The sequence below is a fragment of the Rahnella sp. NRRL B-41462 genome (assembly GCF_003263525.1).
GTDB classification, from domain to species: domain Bacteria; phylum Pseudomonadota; class Gammaproteobacteria; order Enterobacterales; family Enterobacteriaceae; genus Rahnella; species Rahnella aceris.
Window position 1 is genome coordinate 18,044 of the sequence record NZ_JYDF01000004.1, and the last position, 16,644, is coordinate 34,687.

The window sequence follows — 16,644 nt, forward strand, 5'->3', positions numbered from 1 at the left end:
ATCATTATGTTTACTTCAACAATCATTGAGGCCATCGGCTTAGTGCTGGAAAGTTCTCATCTCTCAGAACTGCATGCAGAAACACATCTGGAACGCGATTTAGGCTTTGAAAGCGGGCTGTATATTGAACTGATTATGTATCTGGAAGAGAAAGTCGACGGGCTGATCCTGGATCCGGCCACGCTGGAATTTGAGCATTTTGAAACCGTGGGCAGCTTATCGAGATTCATTCAACTGCAACTCGCGAACCGGGCTGCCTGAATGGAACAATGGGCAGAGGTTATCGCGATTTTCATGCGTTTCCGGCACCGGCCCGAACTTGCCTGGTGCCATGATACACACCGTCGCGATTATGCCACGCTGAGTCAGCGCGCAATGGATCTCGCCGTGCAGATCCGCCAGCATCAGACAGACACTGACCGCCATGTAAAACCGGTGCTGGTATACGGGCATAAGTCGTTCGATTTTATTGCCGCCTGGTGGGCATGCCTGCTCTGCGGCTGCCCGGTGGTGCCCGTTGAATCGGATAACAGCCCGGAACGGGTGGAGAAAATTGCGCTCACCCTCGGCGCAGGTCTGCTGCTGAATACGGCGGCGACGCCGGTTCAGGTGAACGCGGTCAGGGTACTCAACACGGCGGAAATTAACGGACCTGTCTGTACGGATGCCACACTGCATGCGCTGCTGAGTGAAAGCCGCCAGCGTTTGCAGCATGTCCCCGGCGAACCGCTGGCTTACATCATGTTTTCCTCCGGCACCACCGGCGAGCCGAAAGGGATCCAAATCACCCTGCGCAATATGGTGAATTTCATTCACTGGATCCGCGAAGATTTTCCACTGGACGGTGCCGTCACCGGCAATGTTCGCTACTGCTTTGATGTTTCCTTATTTGAAATCTGGTTAGCCTGGGTTTTCCTGCAACCGCTGTCGGTGCTCGATCACCGCGAACTCATCAGCACCCGCAAAATGATTGCACAGCATGCAGAAACCGGTGTTGTCTGCTGGGTATCCACGCCTTCGATTATCCGCCTTTATCTGCTGGACCCCACGTTCAGTGCCGCACAACTTCCCCTGCTCCGGCGGTTTATTTTTTGCGGTGAAACACTGACAAAAGACATCGTCACACAGCTATGGACACGATTTCCCGATGCCAGCGTGATAAACACCTATGGCCCGACGGAATGCACGGTTGCGGTGACCTCGGTGCTTATTACACCTGAAATGATCAGCGACCCGCTACCCTTGCCGATTGGCGCGGCCAGACCGGGCGCGGTACTCAGCCTGCACGGGCAGGAAAGTGACAGCGGCCGGGGCGAGCTGTTAATCAGCGGCCCCTGCGTCGGGCCAGGCTACCTCAATGCACCGCTGAAACAGCAAACACAGTTTATCCGCCATGCCGGGCAAAATGCCTATCTGACCGGTGATATCGGCCAGGCGAAGGGAGATTGTTACTATTTTCTTGGCCGCGAGGACGGGGAAGTCAAGATCCAGGGACACCGCATCGATCTCTATGAAATTGAGCATTTCCTGCGTAGCCAGAATCTCGTGTCGGATGTCGTTGCAGTGCCTTTTTTACGCAAAGGCAATGCCGAGGCCATCCAGGCCTGCGTGATCCTCAATGATTCCTGCACGCTTTCAGCGCTGGGCCACGCGATGCAGGCACATTTCCCGCCGTGGTCGATCCCCCGTTACTGGTATGCCATTCCTCATACTATTTTGAATCATAACGGAAAACTCGACCGCAGCGCGGCGCGTGATCTGGCACTGGATAAAGGGGAGAAATATGTTTTTATCGCAAATCAGACCGCTGTTTGACCGGCTTCGCAACCGTGATGACGCCATCGCGCTGATTAATCAGCAAGGCACCTACAGTTTTGCTGAACTGGGCGCACGGACGGCCGCCATCGCCCATTTTCTTACCCCTCTGGCGGGTCGCAATGTGCTGATCTATGGTCATAAACAACTCGATGCGGTCGCCGCTATTCTGGCCTGCATCAGTAAAGGCTGTTGTTTTACCTTTGTGGATCAGGCAAATCCGCCGTCCCGAATTGAAAAAATAGCCCGGATGACGCGCACGGAAGTGATCATCACCACCCTGCCGCACCCCCTCGCCGGGCTGGAGCAATGGCCGCAGTGTGTCAGTGCTTCACTGGCAGACATTTCTCCTGCAACGCTGCCCGCTGAACCATCATTCACCCAATCTCTTTTTTATATCCTTTCCACCTCGGGCAGCACCGGTGAGCCTAAAGGCGTTATGGTCAGTTATGACAATTTTGCCGCTTTCAGCGCGTGGTTCGCACCGCAAGTCACCGGCGAAACGGACAAGGGCTGCCATATTAATCACGCCTGTTTTTCTTTTGATATGGCGATCCTCGATCTCATTCCGGTTCTCAGCCGCGGGCAGACCGTGCTGATGCTGGATCATTGCAATAATGTTTTGCCCCGGCAAAACATCAGGCTGATGACAAGAGAGCCCGATGTGGCCGTCACCAGTTGGTTTTCAACACCCAGTTTTGCTGAACTCATGCTTAAAGACGCGCTGTTCAGCCACGTTAAGTTCCCCGCCCTGAAGCGTTTTTATATCGGCGGTGAACGGGTTGCGCCAGGTTTGATCACACAGTTACAGACGCGCTTTCCGGCGCTTGAAGTGATGCACGCTTATGGCCCGACCGAGACAACCTGCGTGACGCATACGCATCTTTTGTCCCAGCCGCTACACCATCAGGCAGGGTTATTGCCGCTGGGCAAGCCGCAAGGGCTGAACCGCATTCGCATCGTCGATGCGGCCGGTCATCCGGTTTCTGCCACAACGGTAGGTGAAGTCAGGCTTTACGGCCCTCAGGTTTCACAGGGCTATCTGCCGGAGGATCACCCCCGCAATCAGGCTTTTGCTGAGGATGAATGGGGTCGCTATTACGCCACGGGCGATCGCGGTTTTGTCGACGAAAATCAGTCACTGTTTATTTGCGGCAGAGATGACGGACAGTTTAAGTTGCATGGCAATCGCATTGAGCTGGCAGAAGTAGAATCCGCCGTGTGCCGAAATGCCAACGTGATCCAGTGCTGTCTGGTACCGCTAGAAGAACAGGGAAAAGTGACCGACCTGCAACTGTTTGTACAACTGCATGATGACAATGCGCTGCAGCGGCAAGCCTTACGCCATTTCTTGTCCGGGCAGCTACCGGGATACATGATCCCTAAACAACTGGTCTTTTGCCAACACTTCCCCCTGACATTGCATGGCAAAATAGACCGGCAGGAACTCGTCCGGCAATACGCGGTTTCTGACAGTTTTTAATCGACATCCTGCAATCACATATAAAAAATCCAGCGTAATTGCTGAGAAAATACCCGGCATCAATTTATCTTCATGATGATGAAGGCCATATAATTTTATGACGGGTTAACGGGGTTATCATGCGTTTCGATCATACCGGTTATGTCGTATCAGATACCGATGCAACCGTCGCGGCTATTAAACTCTTTTTCCCCGTGACCGTCAGGTATAAAGAACAGATTCATGCTCAGCGGGTGTTAATCACGTTGCTGTCCACGGCAGAGGGAAATAACCAGGTCGAGCTGGTTGAACCATTGCCAGATAATATTCATCTGCAAAGCATGCTGGATAAATCAGGCAAGTCATCCCTGCCTTATCATATTTGTTTTGTTGTCGATGATTTTGACCAGCAATATCAAACCATGAAATCCGCAGGCTGGATGGTATTAACGCGCCCGTTTCATGCCTTTAATAATCATCACCGCGCCAGCCACCTTTATCATCCTGATGCCGGAATCATCGAAATCATGTCGGGGTCGCTATGAAATCATTTTACGATCACCCATCAGACGCGGATTTTTTCACGCCGGATGCCCAGGCGCAGGCGATTGCCGATAAGCTCCGCCAGATAACCTCGCCGGACGACACGCGGGCGGTCATCAGCCAGTGGTCGCAGGCTGCGGCGTTTAATCTCCTCGGCGTGCCCGCTGAATACCCGTCACACAAGCCACATCTTCAGGCTTATCAGCACATCCGTTTGACTGAGCGCTACCGGCTCTATGAAAAAGTGGCCTTTATCTCCCCGATACTCATGTTTTCGGCTCCCGGCCCCGGCATGGCGGCTTTTGCCGTCTCCGGGCTGGGGACAGAACAACAACAGGATGCTTTTTTTAGCCGCTTTCAGCAGACCTTAAGCTGGTCTTGTTTTGCGATGACTGAACCGGCGCAGGGAAGCGATGCAGGTGCCATGGAAACCACGGCGTCGCCGGTTAACGGCGGGTATCTGCTCCGCGGGAGAAAAATGTTCATCGGCAACGGCATGATTGCCGATACCGGTGTGATATTTGCCCGCACAGCACCCGGACCTCTGGGTATTAATGCTTTTATTTTTAATCCGCAGTCAGCAGAAATTTCCCGCTACGCACTGGAATTAAACGGGTTGAAAGGCACTAACCTTGCGCACATGCAGTTTGATGATCTGTTTATCCCTGAAGCAGACATGTTGGGCAGGCATCTGAAGCCGACGGAGCGGTTTGCAAAATCCGCCATCGCCACATTCGATGCCCTGCGTCCTTGCGTCGGCGCGCTGGCGCTGGGTGTCGCGCGGCGCGCACTGCACGAATGGCAACATGAGCGGCGACTGACACCTTCGCAGTCTGCCTGGCTGTCGCAGATGGAACGCCGCTGGCTGGTGGTCTATCACCACGGGCTGCGGGTCTGCCAGCAAACCGAAGATAAGCTTGCGCCGGAAAATCATCCCGGAATGGTAAAAACCAGTTGCGTGATCCTGGCGGAAGAGCTGATCTGCGGACTGATTCACCGTACACCGGCCAGAGATATGCGTCTGCTAAACACGCTATGGCAGGCCTTCCGGGATGTGAAAGCCTTTGAATACACTGAGGGAACGCGGCAGATCCACCGTTTAAATCAGGGGTTTTCCCAGCCGCAAGAGGTGAACACATGCCTGTAACCGTCACCTTGCTCGGTCAGGGCACGATAACGGTTCTCACCCGCAGCCAGGCCGTCACACCGGACAGCCGGCATTTCATTGCTTCAGAACTTTTGGCGACAGAACACAGGGCGGCGGGCGACTGGTATCATCACTGGCCTGAAGAGGATTGCGGAAACCGTCTGCATGCTAAAGCCCTGATCACGCTTTGCCAGCACCATGTTCTCTCCTCTACGGAGAGTCTGCTGGTCTACGATTCACGGTATCCGGCCGCACGCGGCGCCACCCCTTTACTGCAAAGTTTGCTGTGCCACTGCCCGGAATTTTCCGAAGCCTGGGGGATTTGCAGTGGCCGTTTTGATCCCGGTGAGGCGTACAGGCTGGCTCAGACCCTGATGCAGGAGGAATGCCGCTTACTTTATCTCTACGACCCGATACAAAGGCTGAGTCAGGATCCCACGCCTCAGGAGTCAGAATTGCACTATCTGATTTTCTCGGCACGGATGTTGAGAAAGTAATGGATAATTTGCTGGTTTCGCTGACAGATAAGCTGTCAACCCCGGCTGTTTTTCCGATGCGTCCCTCAGAGGTGCAGCAGCTCGCGCTGATGAGAACGGAAACAGTGCATTGCGGGCCATATCGCAGCCGGGTGCTGATCAGTCAAGGTCCGATGCAGGCGGCAAAAAAAGCGCTTGTGTTACATGGCTGGGGTGGTCATCCCCTGATGCTGGCGCAGGCTAAAGATATTCTGCTGGCGCAGGGATATGAGGTGTATCTGCCGTTTTTACTCGGACATGATCCGCAAACGCCAGCCCCCTGTGATTTTCCCGCACAGTGCCAGTTACTGCTCACCCTGCAAAATACCTTTGGTGCTTTCGACACCGTCGTTGCCCATTCTGCTGGCGGGCTGATCACCGCCTTGTCGGCATCTCTCGGCTTTCGCTTCAGCCGGCTGGTGCTGATGTCAGTTCCGGCCTCGTTTACCAGCCTGCTGCAACACTACCTGCGGCAAAATCATCTGCCTGAATCTTATCTTGCCCCGCTGTGCGCGTGGTATCAGGCCCGCTTCCCGGCACCGGAGATGCCCGCAACGGACTCGCTTTTTGCGCTGGGCGACATCCCTGCACTGATACTTCAGGGTCAGCAGGACACCAGAATCAATCCGGCCGATGCGTGGAAAATTCACCGTCAGTTACCCGGCAGCCAACTGGCATTGATAGAGCATACCGGCCATCTGGGTGTGCTGACTCATCAACGGACACAATACGAATTAAACGCCTTTCTCCGTACGGCAAACGCTGATCCTGAAAAAAGGAGCCACTATGTTGGGTCACATTGAATCCCTGACGGTCTACATTCCTGAACAACGGAAATCACTGGCGGAAGTCGCGCCCGCGCTGCAACTGAGTCCGCTGGATATCAGAATGTTTTCCCGCTTTTACGGGCTGGCAAATTTCCCACGCCAGCCGGGTTCACTTGATGATCTGTTGCGCCCGTTGTTAAAGCAGTTCACCGACCATCACGCTGATTGGCTCCCCCGCATTAAACATGTGGTGCATGCCCATACGCTGCCCGGTATTCGCCCTTTCGACCTGTCGGGCAAAGCCCTGCTCGACGAGGCCGGATTTGCTGACGACACCCATTACACCTCGCTGACGATGGGCCATTGTTCGACGTCATTGTCAGCCGTGGAATATGTTTGCAGCCGGATTAAAACGGGGGAATATGCCTTGTTGCTGGTCGGCGAAAAGGCCTTTCACCCCAAAGTCGAACTGATCGACGATACCACCATTATGGGCGAAGCGGCCTGCGCCGTTCTGCTCAGTCGCGCCGGGGAACGCTGCAAAGTGACCGCCAGATACAGCATGCAGGCGGGAGAATTCAGTCAGCATCGCGGAAATGAATCAGGTAAGGAATCACGCTTCGCCAGCGTTTATTTTTCTTTTATCGCCACCGCGATGCGCAATGCTCTGGAACATTTCGGGCATACTGCCGGTTCGCTTGACTGGATTGCACCGCATAATGTGAATTTATCGTCATGGCAGAAACTTGCTGACGAACTGAATATTCCACGGCAAACACTATTTCTCGAAAACGTGCCACGTTATGGTCATTGTTTCGGCGCAGATCCTTATCTGAATTTGGCGACATTGATCCGTCAGAAAAGATTATCGCCCGGCAATCATGTGATGCTGGTAAGCGTAGGAATGGGCGCGACCTTCTCTTCATTGCTGCTGGTATTATCAGCCGGTAATGAAATTCCGGTATTTTGCAATTTGGAGCAATTTCCAGATATTAAGCAGGATTAAGTTAATACGCACTTGTTCTTTATGTGATGTGTTAACTCCTCATGGCTGATATTACCCGATACTACCCGCAGCTGAATGAACTCCAGGCACTGCTCACCACGGCTGGCAAAATTTCGGAATATAAACCGGATCAGGCGCTGGCCTGTTTTGATCATCCCGAACTGATGAGCATTGCCTGTATCGGCATTCCCTCCCGTTTTAATCCCTGGGAAACGGCGGCCTTCTCTGACGTTGATTACTCACATCACTTACAGATCATCGAATATCTGAGCCGGGCAGATGCCAGCGCGATGATGATGTTGCCCGGTGCATCCCTTAGCACCCGCGCTATTTTGACGCTCGGCACTGAGCGGCAACAGGCACGGTTTTTCGCCTGCTTTGAACACAGCCCTGCCTGGACATTTTTTGCCGTCACCGAGCCGGGGTTTGGCTCCGACGCCACGGCAATTGCCTGCGAACTCACGCAAAACAGTCAGGGATGGTGGCTGAACGGGCAAAAGATGCTGGTCGGCGGCGCGATGCGCGCCAGCGCGGGCCTGGTATTTGCCCGTTATGAACAGAGCCACCGGCTGGTGATGGTGTTTCCCGAAGGGAAAACCGGACCTTTGCAGCGTGAACTGCTCGATACCTTCGGGTTAGCGGGTGCGGCACTGACACGTCTGACGATGACCAATCTGAGTGTCAAAGAAGACGATATTTTAGGGCATGAACGCCGGGGATTGCAGCAGGGGCTTAATGCGCTGAGCAAGGTCTTTGAGCGCCACCGTCCCATGGTGGCGGCCATGGCGCTGGGCACCACTTACGGCCTGCTGAAAGCGCTGGAAACCCGACCATTACCCGCGACTGCGCAACATTGGATCGCCTGCCAGTGGCGTAAATATCATGTTCTCTTTCAGCAGATGCTCGCACTGGCGGAAGGCTATCGTACGGGTCAGCAGCAATATGCCAGCACCAGCCGCCTCAAATTAAGCGCTACCCGTCTGGCCGAAGAGACGGCGAGCCATCTGCCCCACTGGCTCGCCACCGAAGACTGGCTGGAAGAGACTTTCCTGCGCAAGCGCTACCGCGACAGCTTTGCTTTTGAATACATGGAAGGCACCAGCAATATCCACTTACTTAACAGCTTCCGCACACCTGAAATTCAGGGAGATCAACGCCATGCTGTACCTTGATCCCACCGATATTGTCAGCCAGTCGTTTCATCACACCGAAGTCCCTCAACCGGAGTGGGAAACGGATATTCCGCACTGGCGTTCGTATGTTCAGCATTTTTTCGCCGCTAACGGTGAGCCGCTCAGTCAGGAAAACGAGCAGGTTAACACCTGGATCACCAGCAATGAACGGGCGGCCTTCAGCGATATGGTCGCTACGTTGCTGCCACATCTTGCCCCGGTCGTTCAGCCGCAGCGGGTGAAAACGGTGCTGATGGCGCACTGGACGCCTGACCTGCACATGGGGAGTTCTGTGGTGAATTTAGCCATACATCAGCTTGGCCTCACCGACTGTCTGGCGCTGGCAATCAGCGATCGCGGGCCGGATGCGGCGTTGTTCGCCCTTGATGGCCTCAGCGACTGCCTGCAAGGGAAAGCGGAAGACGGATTGTTACTGATCGCCGAACAAAAAAGCCTGATGTACTTTTCACCGCTGATGGCGCGCCTGCAACCGGAAAACAATGCCTGCCTCTGTCTGGTCAATACGCAACAGCGCGGATTACGTTATCTGGGGTATCAGCGTCTGAAAACGTCCGCAGATTTTAGCGAGGCCATCTTGCAGTCCGTTGAGCATTTCGGTTTTACCCGCGAACGGTTAACGCTGATCGGCCCTCAAAATTGTCTCGCCAGTTTACCGGAAGGCTTTACGTCACTGGCGGTCAATCCCCGTTTACTTTGCGCGGCGCCTTTTGTCACCCTGGGTCAAAACTGGCAGCCCGGACGTGATTATCTGCTGATGAGTGAACACAACGGACGGATAAGCCTGTGCGGTCTGGCGGCAGCAGAGAACCTGAGATGAATATTTTTGCGCTGAAAACCTGTATTCCTGTCACACGGATATCGCTTGACGCGATCCTCGCCCATCGCGGCGCGAACCCCAGCGAAGCCCGGACCTTCCGGCATCTTTTCGGTTTTCAGGAAGCATCAACGCTGGCTGAAGACGAAAGTGCTACCGCGACGTTTGAATCACTGTTGCAGCAAACCGCCGTACAGTTAACGCAGGCTGAAAAAATCGATGCGATTATTTTGGTACAGGGGCTGCCTGCCCGTTCACGACGCCAGCGGGTTGATTTAGCGTTGCTGCGGCAACGTTTTGATTTTATTGCCCCTGACGCACATCTCATCACCCTTAATCAGCAAAACTGCGCCACGTTATTCTGGGGTCTGCTGATGGCTGAGCGCATGCTTGAGCAGGGAAAATATCAGTGTGTGGCTCTGCTGGCAGGCGACACGCTGGCAGATTTCAGCCTGGCAGAGCGCTATGTTCCCGGCTGCACATTAATCGGTGATGCCTTTGTGTGTGCCTTACTGAGACCGGGCGGCGGTGAGCGCAGGGTGTCCGGCATTCACTGTTTTCATCATCCCGCATTCTGGCAGGGCCTCGACGGCAGCCGGGAAGATATTAAGCGTTTTTATCAGTCTCATGACGCTCTGATCGACATGGCGCTGCGTCAGTATCCGGCTGAACAGCGGAAGGACGCATGGTTATTGCCTCACAACATTAACCGCCTGAGCTGGCAAACCTGGCGGCGGCATCCTGATCGCGCCCATCAGCGGATCGCCACCGATCTCATCGGGCAATGCGGACATTGTTACACCACCGATCCTCTCTTACTGCTCGATACCCACCCGCCAGCCGAAACCGGCCAGCCAGCCATTTTACTTTCTGTCGGGCTCGGCGGTTGGGTGGGCAGCGCCATAATCACTTCAGACACATTTGCGGAGCCTCAGGATGCCTGATAACGCGCAAGCCATCCCTTTTTTTCATCCCGCCTTCCTCGCAGTTTGCCCGGCTCGGTTTTCTTAAAATCGCCGAAATGGCCTGTCGTCAGCACGGAGATAAAGTCTGGATTGGTGAAAAAGACAATGCAGTGCTGCTGCTTGCCGGCGCCCGCCATGTCCGGTTGCTGATTGAGCAGGAAAGCCAGTTCGTGAAGGAATTTGAACATCTTTCCTCAGCCTCAACTATCGGACGCATCTTGCTGGGCCAGTCACTGACGACATCCAAAGAAGGCGAGGAATGGCGGCTGGCAAGGAAACTCACCACACCGCTGGTGAACCCTAAATCCCCGTTGCTGAAACAAAGCACCGACCTCTCCGCCCGCTGGCTGCTGGATATTCTGCAGGATCCGCAGCAGACCTCATTGCGTGAAATCTGCCTGCACTGGGCGCTGATGTGTGTGGCGGAAGGATTTTTTGGCCGGGAGATCAGTCTGGCCCAACTGAATACGCTGATTGGCCATTTCCGTGATATCTATCTGCAACTGATTATCGCCGCACCGGACGCGGATTATGAGGCACTGTGCAGGCATCCGGCACTGGTCGCCTTCCGGCTGGAGGCTGAGTCCCTGCTTGGCCCGTTGCTGGATGACGCCAGGGGCGGCAATACCACGATGCTGGAACGTCTTTGTCAGGCGCTCAGTCCCGGCGCGCACCCCGAAGCGCGTGAGAGAGTGATCAATCTTCTGCTGGGCAATCTTGCCGCCAGCGTCGATAACACGGGTATTGCCTTGCTATGGACGCTGACACATCTTTCGCAGCACCTGAACTATCAGCACTGCGTACGTGAGGAAGCGGCTCAGGGCAAACGAAACATGGCCTCAGCCATTGTCCGGGAATCGCTCCGTCTGACGCCGGTGACAGCGTTTTTTGAGCGCCGGGTGGCAGAAAATATCGTGGTGGATGACGTGGTGATTACGGCGGGCACGCGGGTTTTATTCTCCCCCTGGCTGATTCACCGTCATGCCGCCTGCTGGGCAGAACCGCTTTGCTTCAGGCCGGAACGGTTTCTGGGTGAAGAGAAAATTGCGCCGGAGCATTTTTTACCCTTTAGCGTCGGAAAACGAAACTGTGTGGGCATGACTCTGGCTCTCGACCAGCTGACCACGGCGGTCGCGACACTGTGCGAACATTTTCAGTTTTCGCTCGCCCCTTCGACGTCACCTGCCGCCCTCACCCCGCTTTTTGCGCTTAATGTCATCCCGCGCGGTGACCTGTCTTTCATTCTCACGTCCACAAACAAGGCTGAACAGCATGACCACATCCCGTGAGATCCCGGCGCTGAGCCTGTTCTGCTTCGCCGATGTGGCCAGAGACAACTTTGCTGATAAATATGAACAATTATTAAGTACCGCACGGCTGGCAGATACGCTGAATTTTCATGCTATCTGGACGCCCGAGCGGCATTTCCATACCTTTGGCGGCATGTTTGCTAATCCTTCGGTGGTCAGCGCGGCGCTGGCGGCCTGCACGCAACGTATCGGTATCCGGGCAGGCAGCGTGGTGCTGCCGTTACATGATCCTCTGCGGGTTGCCGAAGAATGGGCCATCGTCGATAACCTGTCTCATGGCCGCGCTGGCGTGCGTTTGCCAGCGGCTGGCAGCGTAATGATTTTGTGCTCAGGGCTGAGAATTACCGCCAGAGACAACAGGTTCTTTTTTCCTCACTGGCGCAGGTTCAGGCGCTGTGGCGCGGTGAATCCGTCACACGCCACGAGCTTTCGCTGCCTGCGCAACCCGAACCGGTCAGCCTGAAAACCTGGCCTGCACCTTTTCAGACGGAGATCCCCGTCTGGCTGACCACCGGCAGTAATCCCGATTTATTTACTGAGGCCGGAAAACGCGGGCTGAATGTGCTCACCCATCTGGTTTCGCAGACCCGCGAGCAACTGGTGGAAAACTGCGCGGCGTATCGCCTCGCACGCCGTCAGGCGGGTTTTGATCCCGCAGAAGGCACCATCACATTAATGCTGCACACGCAGGCCGGAGCAGCACGAAAAACGCTGTTGCCACGGCTTAAACCGGCACTTACCGGTTATCTGCAGGCATTTATGGCGCTTTCCGACAATCTCAGTCAACCACGGGTCGCCGATGCGGAGCAAAATGAGAAGAAGCAAGCCTACACACTGAAATGGGGAGTGGAGAAATATCTCAACCACTGCGGTTTATTTGGCTCTGCACAAGAATGCGCAGATCAGCTTGCCCGTCTCAGGCAGGAAGGAATCGATGAAGTTGCGTGCCTGATGGATTTTGGAATGCCTCAATCAAGTGTGGAAGAAACGCTTCGGACACTTGCTACATTGTTATGAAATCAAGGAACTATGATGAAAAAAATCACCCTGGCGCTTACCCTGCTCGCCTGTGTCACCAGCACTTCTGCCCTCGCCGCAGAAAAAACATTCCCCCTGGAAGCCTTTAGCGCAGTAGAAGCCAGACAGGGCATTAATCTCACCATTAAGTGTGCCGCAACGCCGTCTATGGTGGTCTCCGGTTCGCAAGACACGCTGAATAAATTGAAAGTCACCCATGACAATCACGCTTTACTGCTGGTCAATGATGCCGCTGAAAATGATCGCTTTATCTCGCACACGCTGGATATCACCCTGTATACCAGCGGCCCGCTGAACAGTCTGGCCGGAAAAGCGGGTGTTAAAATAGCCGCACCGGCCTGTGCGGTGGATCCGAAAACACTGGCCGTTTCCGGCAGTATGGGCACGGATATCCGCGCTGAAGGCAAAACGGCTGAACTGAATCTGGATCTGGCCATGGGCGGGAGTTTTAACAAGAAGCCTCAGAATTTTACGGCGGAATCGGCTAACGTGCGCATGAGCATGGGCGCGGAATCCTCACTGTGTCATATCCCCAAAATTCAGGGCACGCTTGCGGCAGGCGCTCGTGTTTCCGTCAGCGCCTCTGCTCAGGTGGATACCGGTTCTGCCAGCTCATTTGCCAGCGAGATTTCCACTTCTGGCTGTGCTTAACGCGCCTGATTAACTGTCCGCCTGAAAAATACAGACCTGCCATCTGACCGGCAGGTCTTTCAGCGGAGCACAGGCGCCATACGCCAGACAATACACCCCGTCGTTTTCAATCAGCCGGTGATGTAACAGGCCGATCTCTTCTTTACGCTCATCGTATACGTGCGCGATGCCACTGTGTTGCGGGATGGCACAAAAACCGGCGAGCGACTGCGTAAGGCCGGTTCCCCTGACTTTGAGCCACGCTTCCTTCACACTCCACAGTCGGGTAAAACGCAACAGGTAATGCGCCTCATCTTCTGCCAGCCAGTGCTGTTCATCAGGGTTGAAAAACCGGCGGGCGATGGCTTTTTTCGCCTCAACGTTTCCGCTGACTTTTTCCAAATCCACCCCGACCTCTGCCCCGCGACACAGCACAATCGCCGCCGAAGTTCCGCTGTGGGATAAGTTGAAACGCAATCCCGGGAAATCAGGGAGCCAGGGCTTACCCTGAGGCGTTCTTGCGATACTTAGCTGTTCATCGGTCACCGATAAGTAGCCCGACAATACCTGACGCAGCCAGCACTGCGCCTGCTGTCGCAGCAGTTGCCCTGACAGCGACGCCTCAAAGTGACGGAGCAGGCAAAGCCCCTCTCCTGCCTTCAGTTCAGGCAGGGGATCACAGTGGGAGATTGAGGGTAACGCGACAACCGGTTCGATCATGGCGATTCTCCAGAGACAGATACCCGCCATGACTTTCAGCGATTTGCCGGCACAAAATCAGCCCGATGCCACTGCCGTTGGGTTTGGTGGTATAGAAAGGAACAAACAGATTTTTGGGATTGGTCAGCCCGACACCCTGGTCAAGAATGGTCACAAACAGACAGCCTTTTTCTTCTGACCATTCAATACACACCGGCGCCGTGGTATCGCTCATCGCCTCATCGGCATTCTTAATCAGGTTGATAAGCAACTGATGGAGTTGCACCCGGTCGACATTTACCCTCAGCGGCGCCGGGCCTTGCAGGGTAATTTTACGGTGCGCAAACAACAGCGGCAGCTCCGCAATCAGGGCGGCAAAATCAAGCGGTGCTTTGGACGGGGGGGGCGAGTTTACTGAGCTGGCGGTAACTGCTGATAAAGGCGATAAGTTCTTTGGCACGTCGGTTGATCAGATCGATGCCTTCCGCAAAGCCCTCCGGCAGGTTTTCTGTATGGCGGCGATAATGCTGCTGGAGCATCTGGCTGATGGAAGCAATCGGGCTAAGAGAATTGTTTATTTCATGACTGATCACCCGCAGCAGGTTTTGCCAGGCTTTTTGTTCTTCCTTACGCAGCATGTCGTCAACATCACTGACAAACAGCAACACGTTTTGGATCCCGTCCACCATATAGGTGTCACTGGACACTTTATAACGCCCCGGACGCCCTGCATGACTGGACTCCACCGGATGCTCCCGGTTGGCATTTTGCAACAACGTATCAAGTTGCCAGTGACTGCATTTTTCGCCAATCAGCTTTTCCAGCGATGTGCCCAGCATCCGCGAGGCCGCATCATTACACCACATCAGCCGGTTATTGCCGTCAATCGCGAAAATCGCCACCGTGATATTAGAAATCACTTTTTGCAGCAGAAAATCCATTTCTCTTTGCTGCTGGCGGTGGCGGGATAACTGACCCGAAATGGCGTTGATCTGTTCAATGACCCCTTCAAACACCCCTTCCCCGCTGGTCACACCGCGAAGGCTAAAATCTTCCTGCTCAACGGCTTCTAACAGGTTAGAAATCACATTGATTTTGTAGAGAAGTTGCTGGAAAAAGTGATAGGAAAAATACACTAACGTGACGCACAGAATAAAGAGCGTGAGAAATTTCAGGTAGAGAGACTGCTGTGGGAAAAACCACAGCAGCAGATAGGCAACAACGCCCCCCAGCGGGGACAAACTGCACAGTATTAAATGACGTGACTCAAAGGATCGAAAAAGTTTACTCATGACAGATTTTTAATTTATCCAGTCGTCGGTAAAAAGCGCTGCGACTCAGCCCTAACGATTCTGCCGCTTTCACTGCATTCCCGTCATAGTGACGCAGGCGCTGTAAGAGCACAGTTTCTTCCACTTCTGCCAGCGTGCCCGTCTCAAGTTGCGTCACCGGTTTTTGCTGGGGCTCATGACCGCTGTTTTGCCCCTTCACAGGCAGCGGCAGGCAAAGATCTGCCAGGTCGATCGTATTATTGCGGCAAAGCAATACGCCGCGTTCCAGCAAATGGCTCAGTTCGCGGATATTCCCCGGCCATGAATATTCATGCAGCCCCTGTCGCGCCATCGCCGATAATACCGGTTTAGGTTTACTGTATTTGCGGGCAAAACGTTGCAGAAAACGTTCGGCCAGCGGCTCAATATCTTCCTGCCGTTCACGTAGCGGCGGTAACGGAATTTGAATAACATTCAGCCGGTAGAGCAAATCCTGCCGGAACCGCCCTTCAGTCACGGCTTTTTCAAGATCCGTGTTGGTGGCCGCAATGATGCGGCACTGAGTGGTTTGCGTCCGTGATGAACCCACGCGTTCGAACTGCCGTTCTTCCAGGACACGCAGTAATTTTACCTGCTGGGACAAGGGCAAATTGCCAATTTCATCGAGGAATAATGTGCCTTTATCGGCCAGTTCAAAGCGTCCGATGCGATTTTCCCGCGCATCGGTAAACGCGCCTTTTACGTGCCCGAACATTTCACTTTCAAACAACTGCTCATTGATGCACCCCATGTTGACTTCAACAATGCTGTGCTCACGGCGGGATGAGAGCTGATGGATATAGCGGGCGAGCAGGCTTTTGCCGGTGCCATTTTCACCCAGAATCAGGATGCTGGTATCCGTGGCAGCCACGGTTTCCACCACGTTGATTAACTGCTTCATGGCCTGAGAGCGGACAACCCATTCATTGCCCATGTCATCTTCAAGCGCCATTTTCAGCAGCTTGTTTTCTTCTCGCAGGCAATTCCCGGAGCGTCTCGCCTGGCTCAGTGCAATCTGTTGCTGAACAATGCTTAACAGGCGTTCGTTATCCCAGGGTTTTTGAATAAAATCCGCCGCACCGGCCCGCATGGCGCTGACGATGATGTCAACACTTCCCCATCCCGTCATTGCTACAGCGGGCAGACAGTCATCAAATTTTTTTAACTCATCCAGCAGTTGCAAACCTTCCAGACCCGACGTGGTGTCTTTCTGGAAGTTCATGTCCATCAGTACCAGATCAAAGGGCTTTGCGGACAAATGTGACAATAAACGGTTGGCCTGCGTTTCCAGCGTCACGTCATACCCTTCCATACGGAGCAGCATGTCGAGGCTGGTCAGAATGCCCGCGTCATCATCAATGACAAGAATACGTTTTTTTTTCGTTCATTAAAGCATCCGGCTTGTGCCGCCGCACCCGTCAGGCACGGCG

Annotated in this window: 18 protein-coding genes and 1 pseudogene; 15 read left to right on the forward strand and 4 right to left on the reverse strand. The window is 54.2% G+C overall.

From position 1 onward, the window contains the following. Window positions 1–6: 6 nt before the first annotated feature. From UC14_RS01160 to UC14_RS01225, 15 genes and pseudogenes are all read left to right on the forward strand, one after another. Window positions 7–261 (forward strand): phosphopantetheine-binding protein, encoded by a 255-nt coding sequence (locus tag UC14_RS01160; protein ID WP_013577945.1) that lies wholly within the window; start codon window positions 7–9, stop codon window positions 259–261. Next, on the forward strand, window positions 262–1,815 hold the full coding sequence (locus UC14_RS01165; RefSeq protein ID WP_112197098.1) for an AMP-binding protein: 1,554 nt from the start codon (window positions 262–264) through the stop codon (window positions 1,813–1,815). After that, window positions 1,784–3,298 carry an AMP-binding protein gene (locus UC14_RS01170; protein WP_112197099.1) on the forward strand — a complete coding sequence of 505 codons (1,515 nt, stop codon included), beginning with the start codon at window positions 1,784–1,786 and terminating at the stop codon, window positions 3,296–3,298. Before UC14_RS01165 ends, UC14_RS01170 begins: the two co-directional genes overlap by 32 nt. A 119-nt stretch (window positions 3,299–3,417) precedes the next feature. Continuing rightward, on the forward strand, window positions 3,418–3,822 hold the full coding sequence (locus UC14_RS01175) for a VOC family protein (RefSeq protein WP_037033156.1): 405 nt from the start codon (window positions 3,418–3,420) through the stop codon (window positions 3,820–3,822). Then, window positions 3,819–4,967, forward strand: coding sequence for an acyl-CoA dehydrogenase family protein (locus tag UC14_RS01180; protein ID WP_013577949.1), 1,149 nt, complete (start codon window positions 3,819–3,821; stop codon window positions 4,965–4,967). The genes UC14_RS01175 and UC14_RS01180 overlap by 4 nt, the downstream gene beginning before the upstream one ends. Further along, window positions 4,958–5,464 (forward strand): hypothetical protein, encoded by a 507-nt coding sequence (locus tag UC14_RS01185; protein WP_013577950.1) that lies wholly within the window; start codon window positions 4,958–4,960, stop codon window positions 5,462–5,464. The genes UC14_RS01180 and UC14_RS01185 overlap by 10 nt, the downstream gene beginning before the upstream one ends. An 89-nt stretch (window positions 5,465–5,553) precedes the next feature. Continuing rightward, window positions 5,554–6,285, forward strand: coding sequence for an alpha/beta fold hydrolase (locus UC14_RS01190; RefSeq protein ID WP_232829624.1), 732 nt, complete (start codon window positions 5,554–5,556; stop codon window positions 6,283–6,285). Then, a complete protein-coding gene (locus tag UC14_RS01195) occupies window positions 6,269–7,255 on the forward strand; it encodes a 3-oxoacyl-[acyl-carrier-protein] synthase III C-terminal domain-containing protein (RefSeq protein ID WP_013577952.1) in 987 nt (328 codons plus the stop codon). Before UC14_RS01190 ends, UC14_RS01195 begins: the two co-directional genes overlap by 17 nt. Window positions 7,256–7,296: 41 nt before the next feature. Beyond that, window positions 7,297–8,427 (forward strand): acyl-CoA dehydrogenase family protein, encoded by a 1,131-nt coding sequence (locus UC14_RS01200; protein WP_013577953.1) that lies wholly within the window; start codon window positions 7,297–7,299, stop codon window positions 8,425–8,427. Next, a complete protein-coding gene (locus tag UC14_RS01205) occupies window positions 8,414–9,265 on the forward strand; it encodes a hypothetical protein (RefSeq protein WP_013577954.1) in 852 nt (283 codons plus the stop codon). The genes UC14_RS01200 and UC14_RS01205 overlap by 14 nt, the downstream gene beginning before the upstream one ends. Further along, complete coding sequence (locus UC14_RS01210) at window positions 9,262–10,206, forward strand: 3-oxoacyl-ACP synthase (RefSeq protein ID WP_014416594.1); 945 nt, start codon at window positions 9,262–9,264, stop codon at window positions 10,204–10,206. Before UC14_RS01205 ends, UC14_RS01210 begins: the two co-directional genes overlap by 4 nt. Window positions 10,207–10,283: 77 nt before the next feature. Next, window positions 10,284–11,516 carry a cytochrome P450 gene (locus UC14_RS01215; RefSeq protein ID WP_112197100.1) on the forward strand — a complete coding sequence of 411 codons (1,233 nt, stop codon included), beginning with the start codon at window positions 10,284–10,286 and terminating at the stop codon, window positions 11,514–11,516. Continuing rightward, window positions 11,500–11,775: pseudogene (locus tag UC14_RS27255) on the forward strand (LLM class flavin-dependent oxidoreductase); the annotation flags it as partial. The gene UC14_RS01215 and the pseudogene UC14_RS27255, both read left to right, overlap by 17 nt. An 86-nt stretch (window positions 11,776–11,861) precedes the next feature. Then, the gene (locus tag UC14_RS01220; protein WP_255563050.1) at window positions 11,862–12,554 is read left to right on the forward strand and encodes an LLM class flavin-dependent oxidoreductase; all 693 of its coding nucleotides are present in this window, start codon (window positions 11,862–11,864) and stop codon (window positions 12,552–12,554) included. Window positions 12,555–12,569: 15 nt separating this feature from the next. Continuing rightward, window positions 12,570–13,226 (forward strand): GIN domain-containing protein, encoded by a 657-nt coding sequence (locus UC14_RS01225; protein ID WP_013577958.1) that lies wholly within the window; start codon window positions 12,570–12,572, stop codon window positions 13,224–13,226. Between the two features lie 9 nt (window positions 13,227–13,235). Here UC14_RS01225 and UC14_RS01230 read toward each other — a convergent pair whose 3' ends face one another. The 4 genes from UC14_RS01230 to UC14_RS01240 are packed head-to-tail and all read right to left on the reverse strand — an operon-like array spanning window position 13,236 to window position 16,583. After that, window positions 13,236–13,925: a 4'-phosphopantetheinyl transferase superfamily protein gene (locus UC14_RS01230; RefSeq protein ID WP_112197101.1), complete on the reverse strand. Its 690-nt coding sequence runs from the start codon at window positions 13,923–13,925 to the stop codon at window positions 13,236–13,238. Further along, window positions 13,882–14,253, reverse strand: coding sequence for an ATP-binding protein (locus UC14_RS27315; RefSeq protein WP_305000106.1), 372 nt, complete (start codon window positions 14,251–14,253; stop codon window positions 13,882–13,884). The genes UC14_RS01230 and UC14_RS27315 overlap by 44 nt, the downstream gene beginning before the upstream one ends. 31 nt (window positions 14,254–14,284) lie before the next feature. Next, the gene (locus tag UC14_RS01235) at window positions 14,285–15,196 is read right to left on the reverse strand and encodes a PAS domain-containing sensor histidine kinase (RefSeq protein ID WP_305000107.1); all 912 of its coding nucleotides are present in this window, start codon (window positions 15,194–15,196) and stop codon (window positions 14,285–14,287) included. Then, on the reverse strand, window positions 15,189–16,583 hold the full coding sequence (locus tag UC14_RS01240; protein ID WP_112197102.1) for a sigma-54 dependent transcriptional regulator: 1,395 nt from the start codon (window positions 16,581–16,583) through the stop codon (window positions 15,189–15,191). The genes UC14_RS01235 and UC14_RS01240 overlap by 8 nt, the downstream gene beginning before the upstream one ends. Window positions 16,584–16,644: the final 61 nt, after the last annotated feature.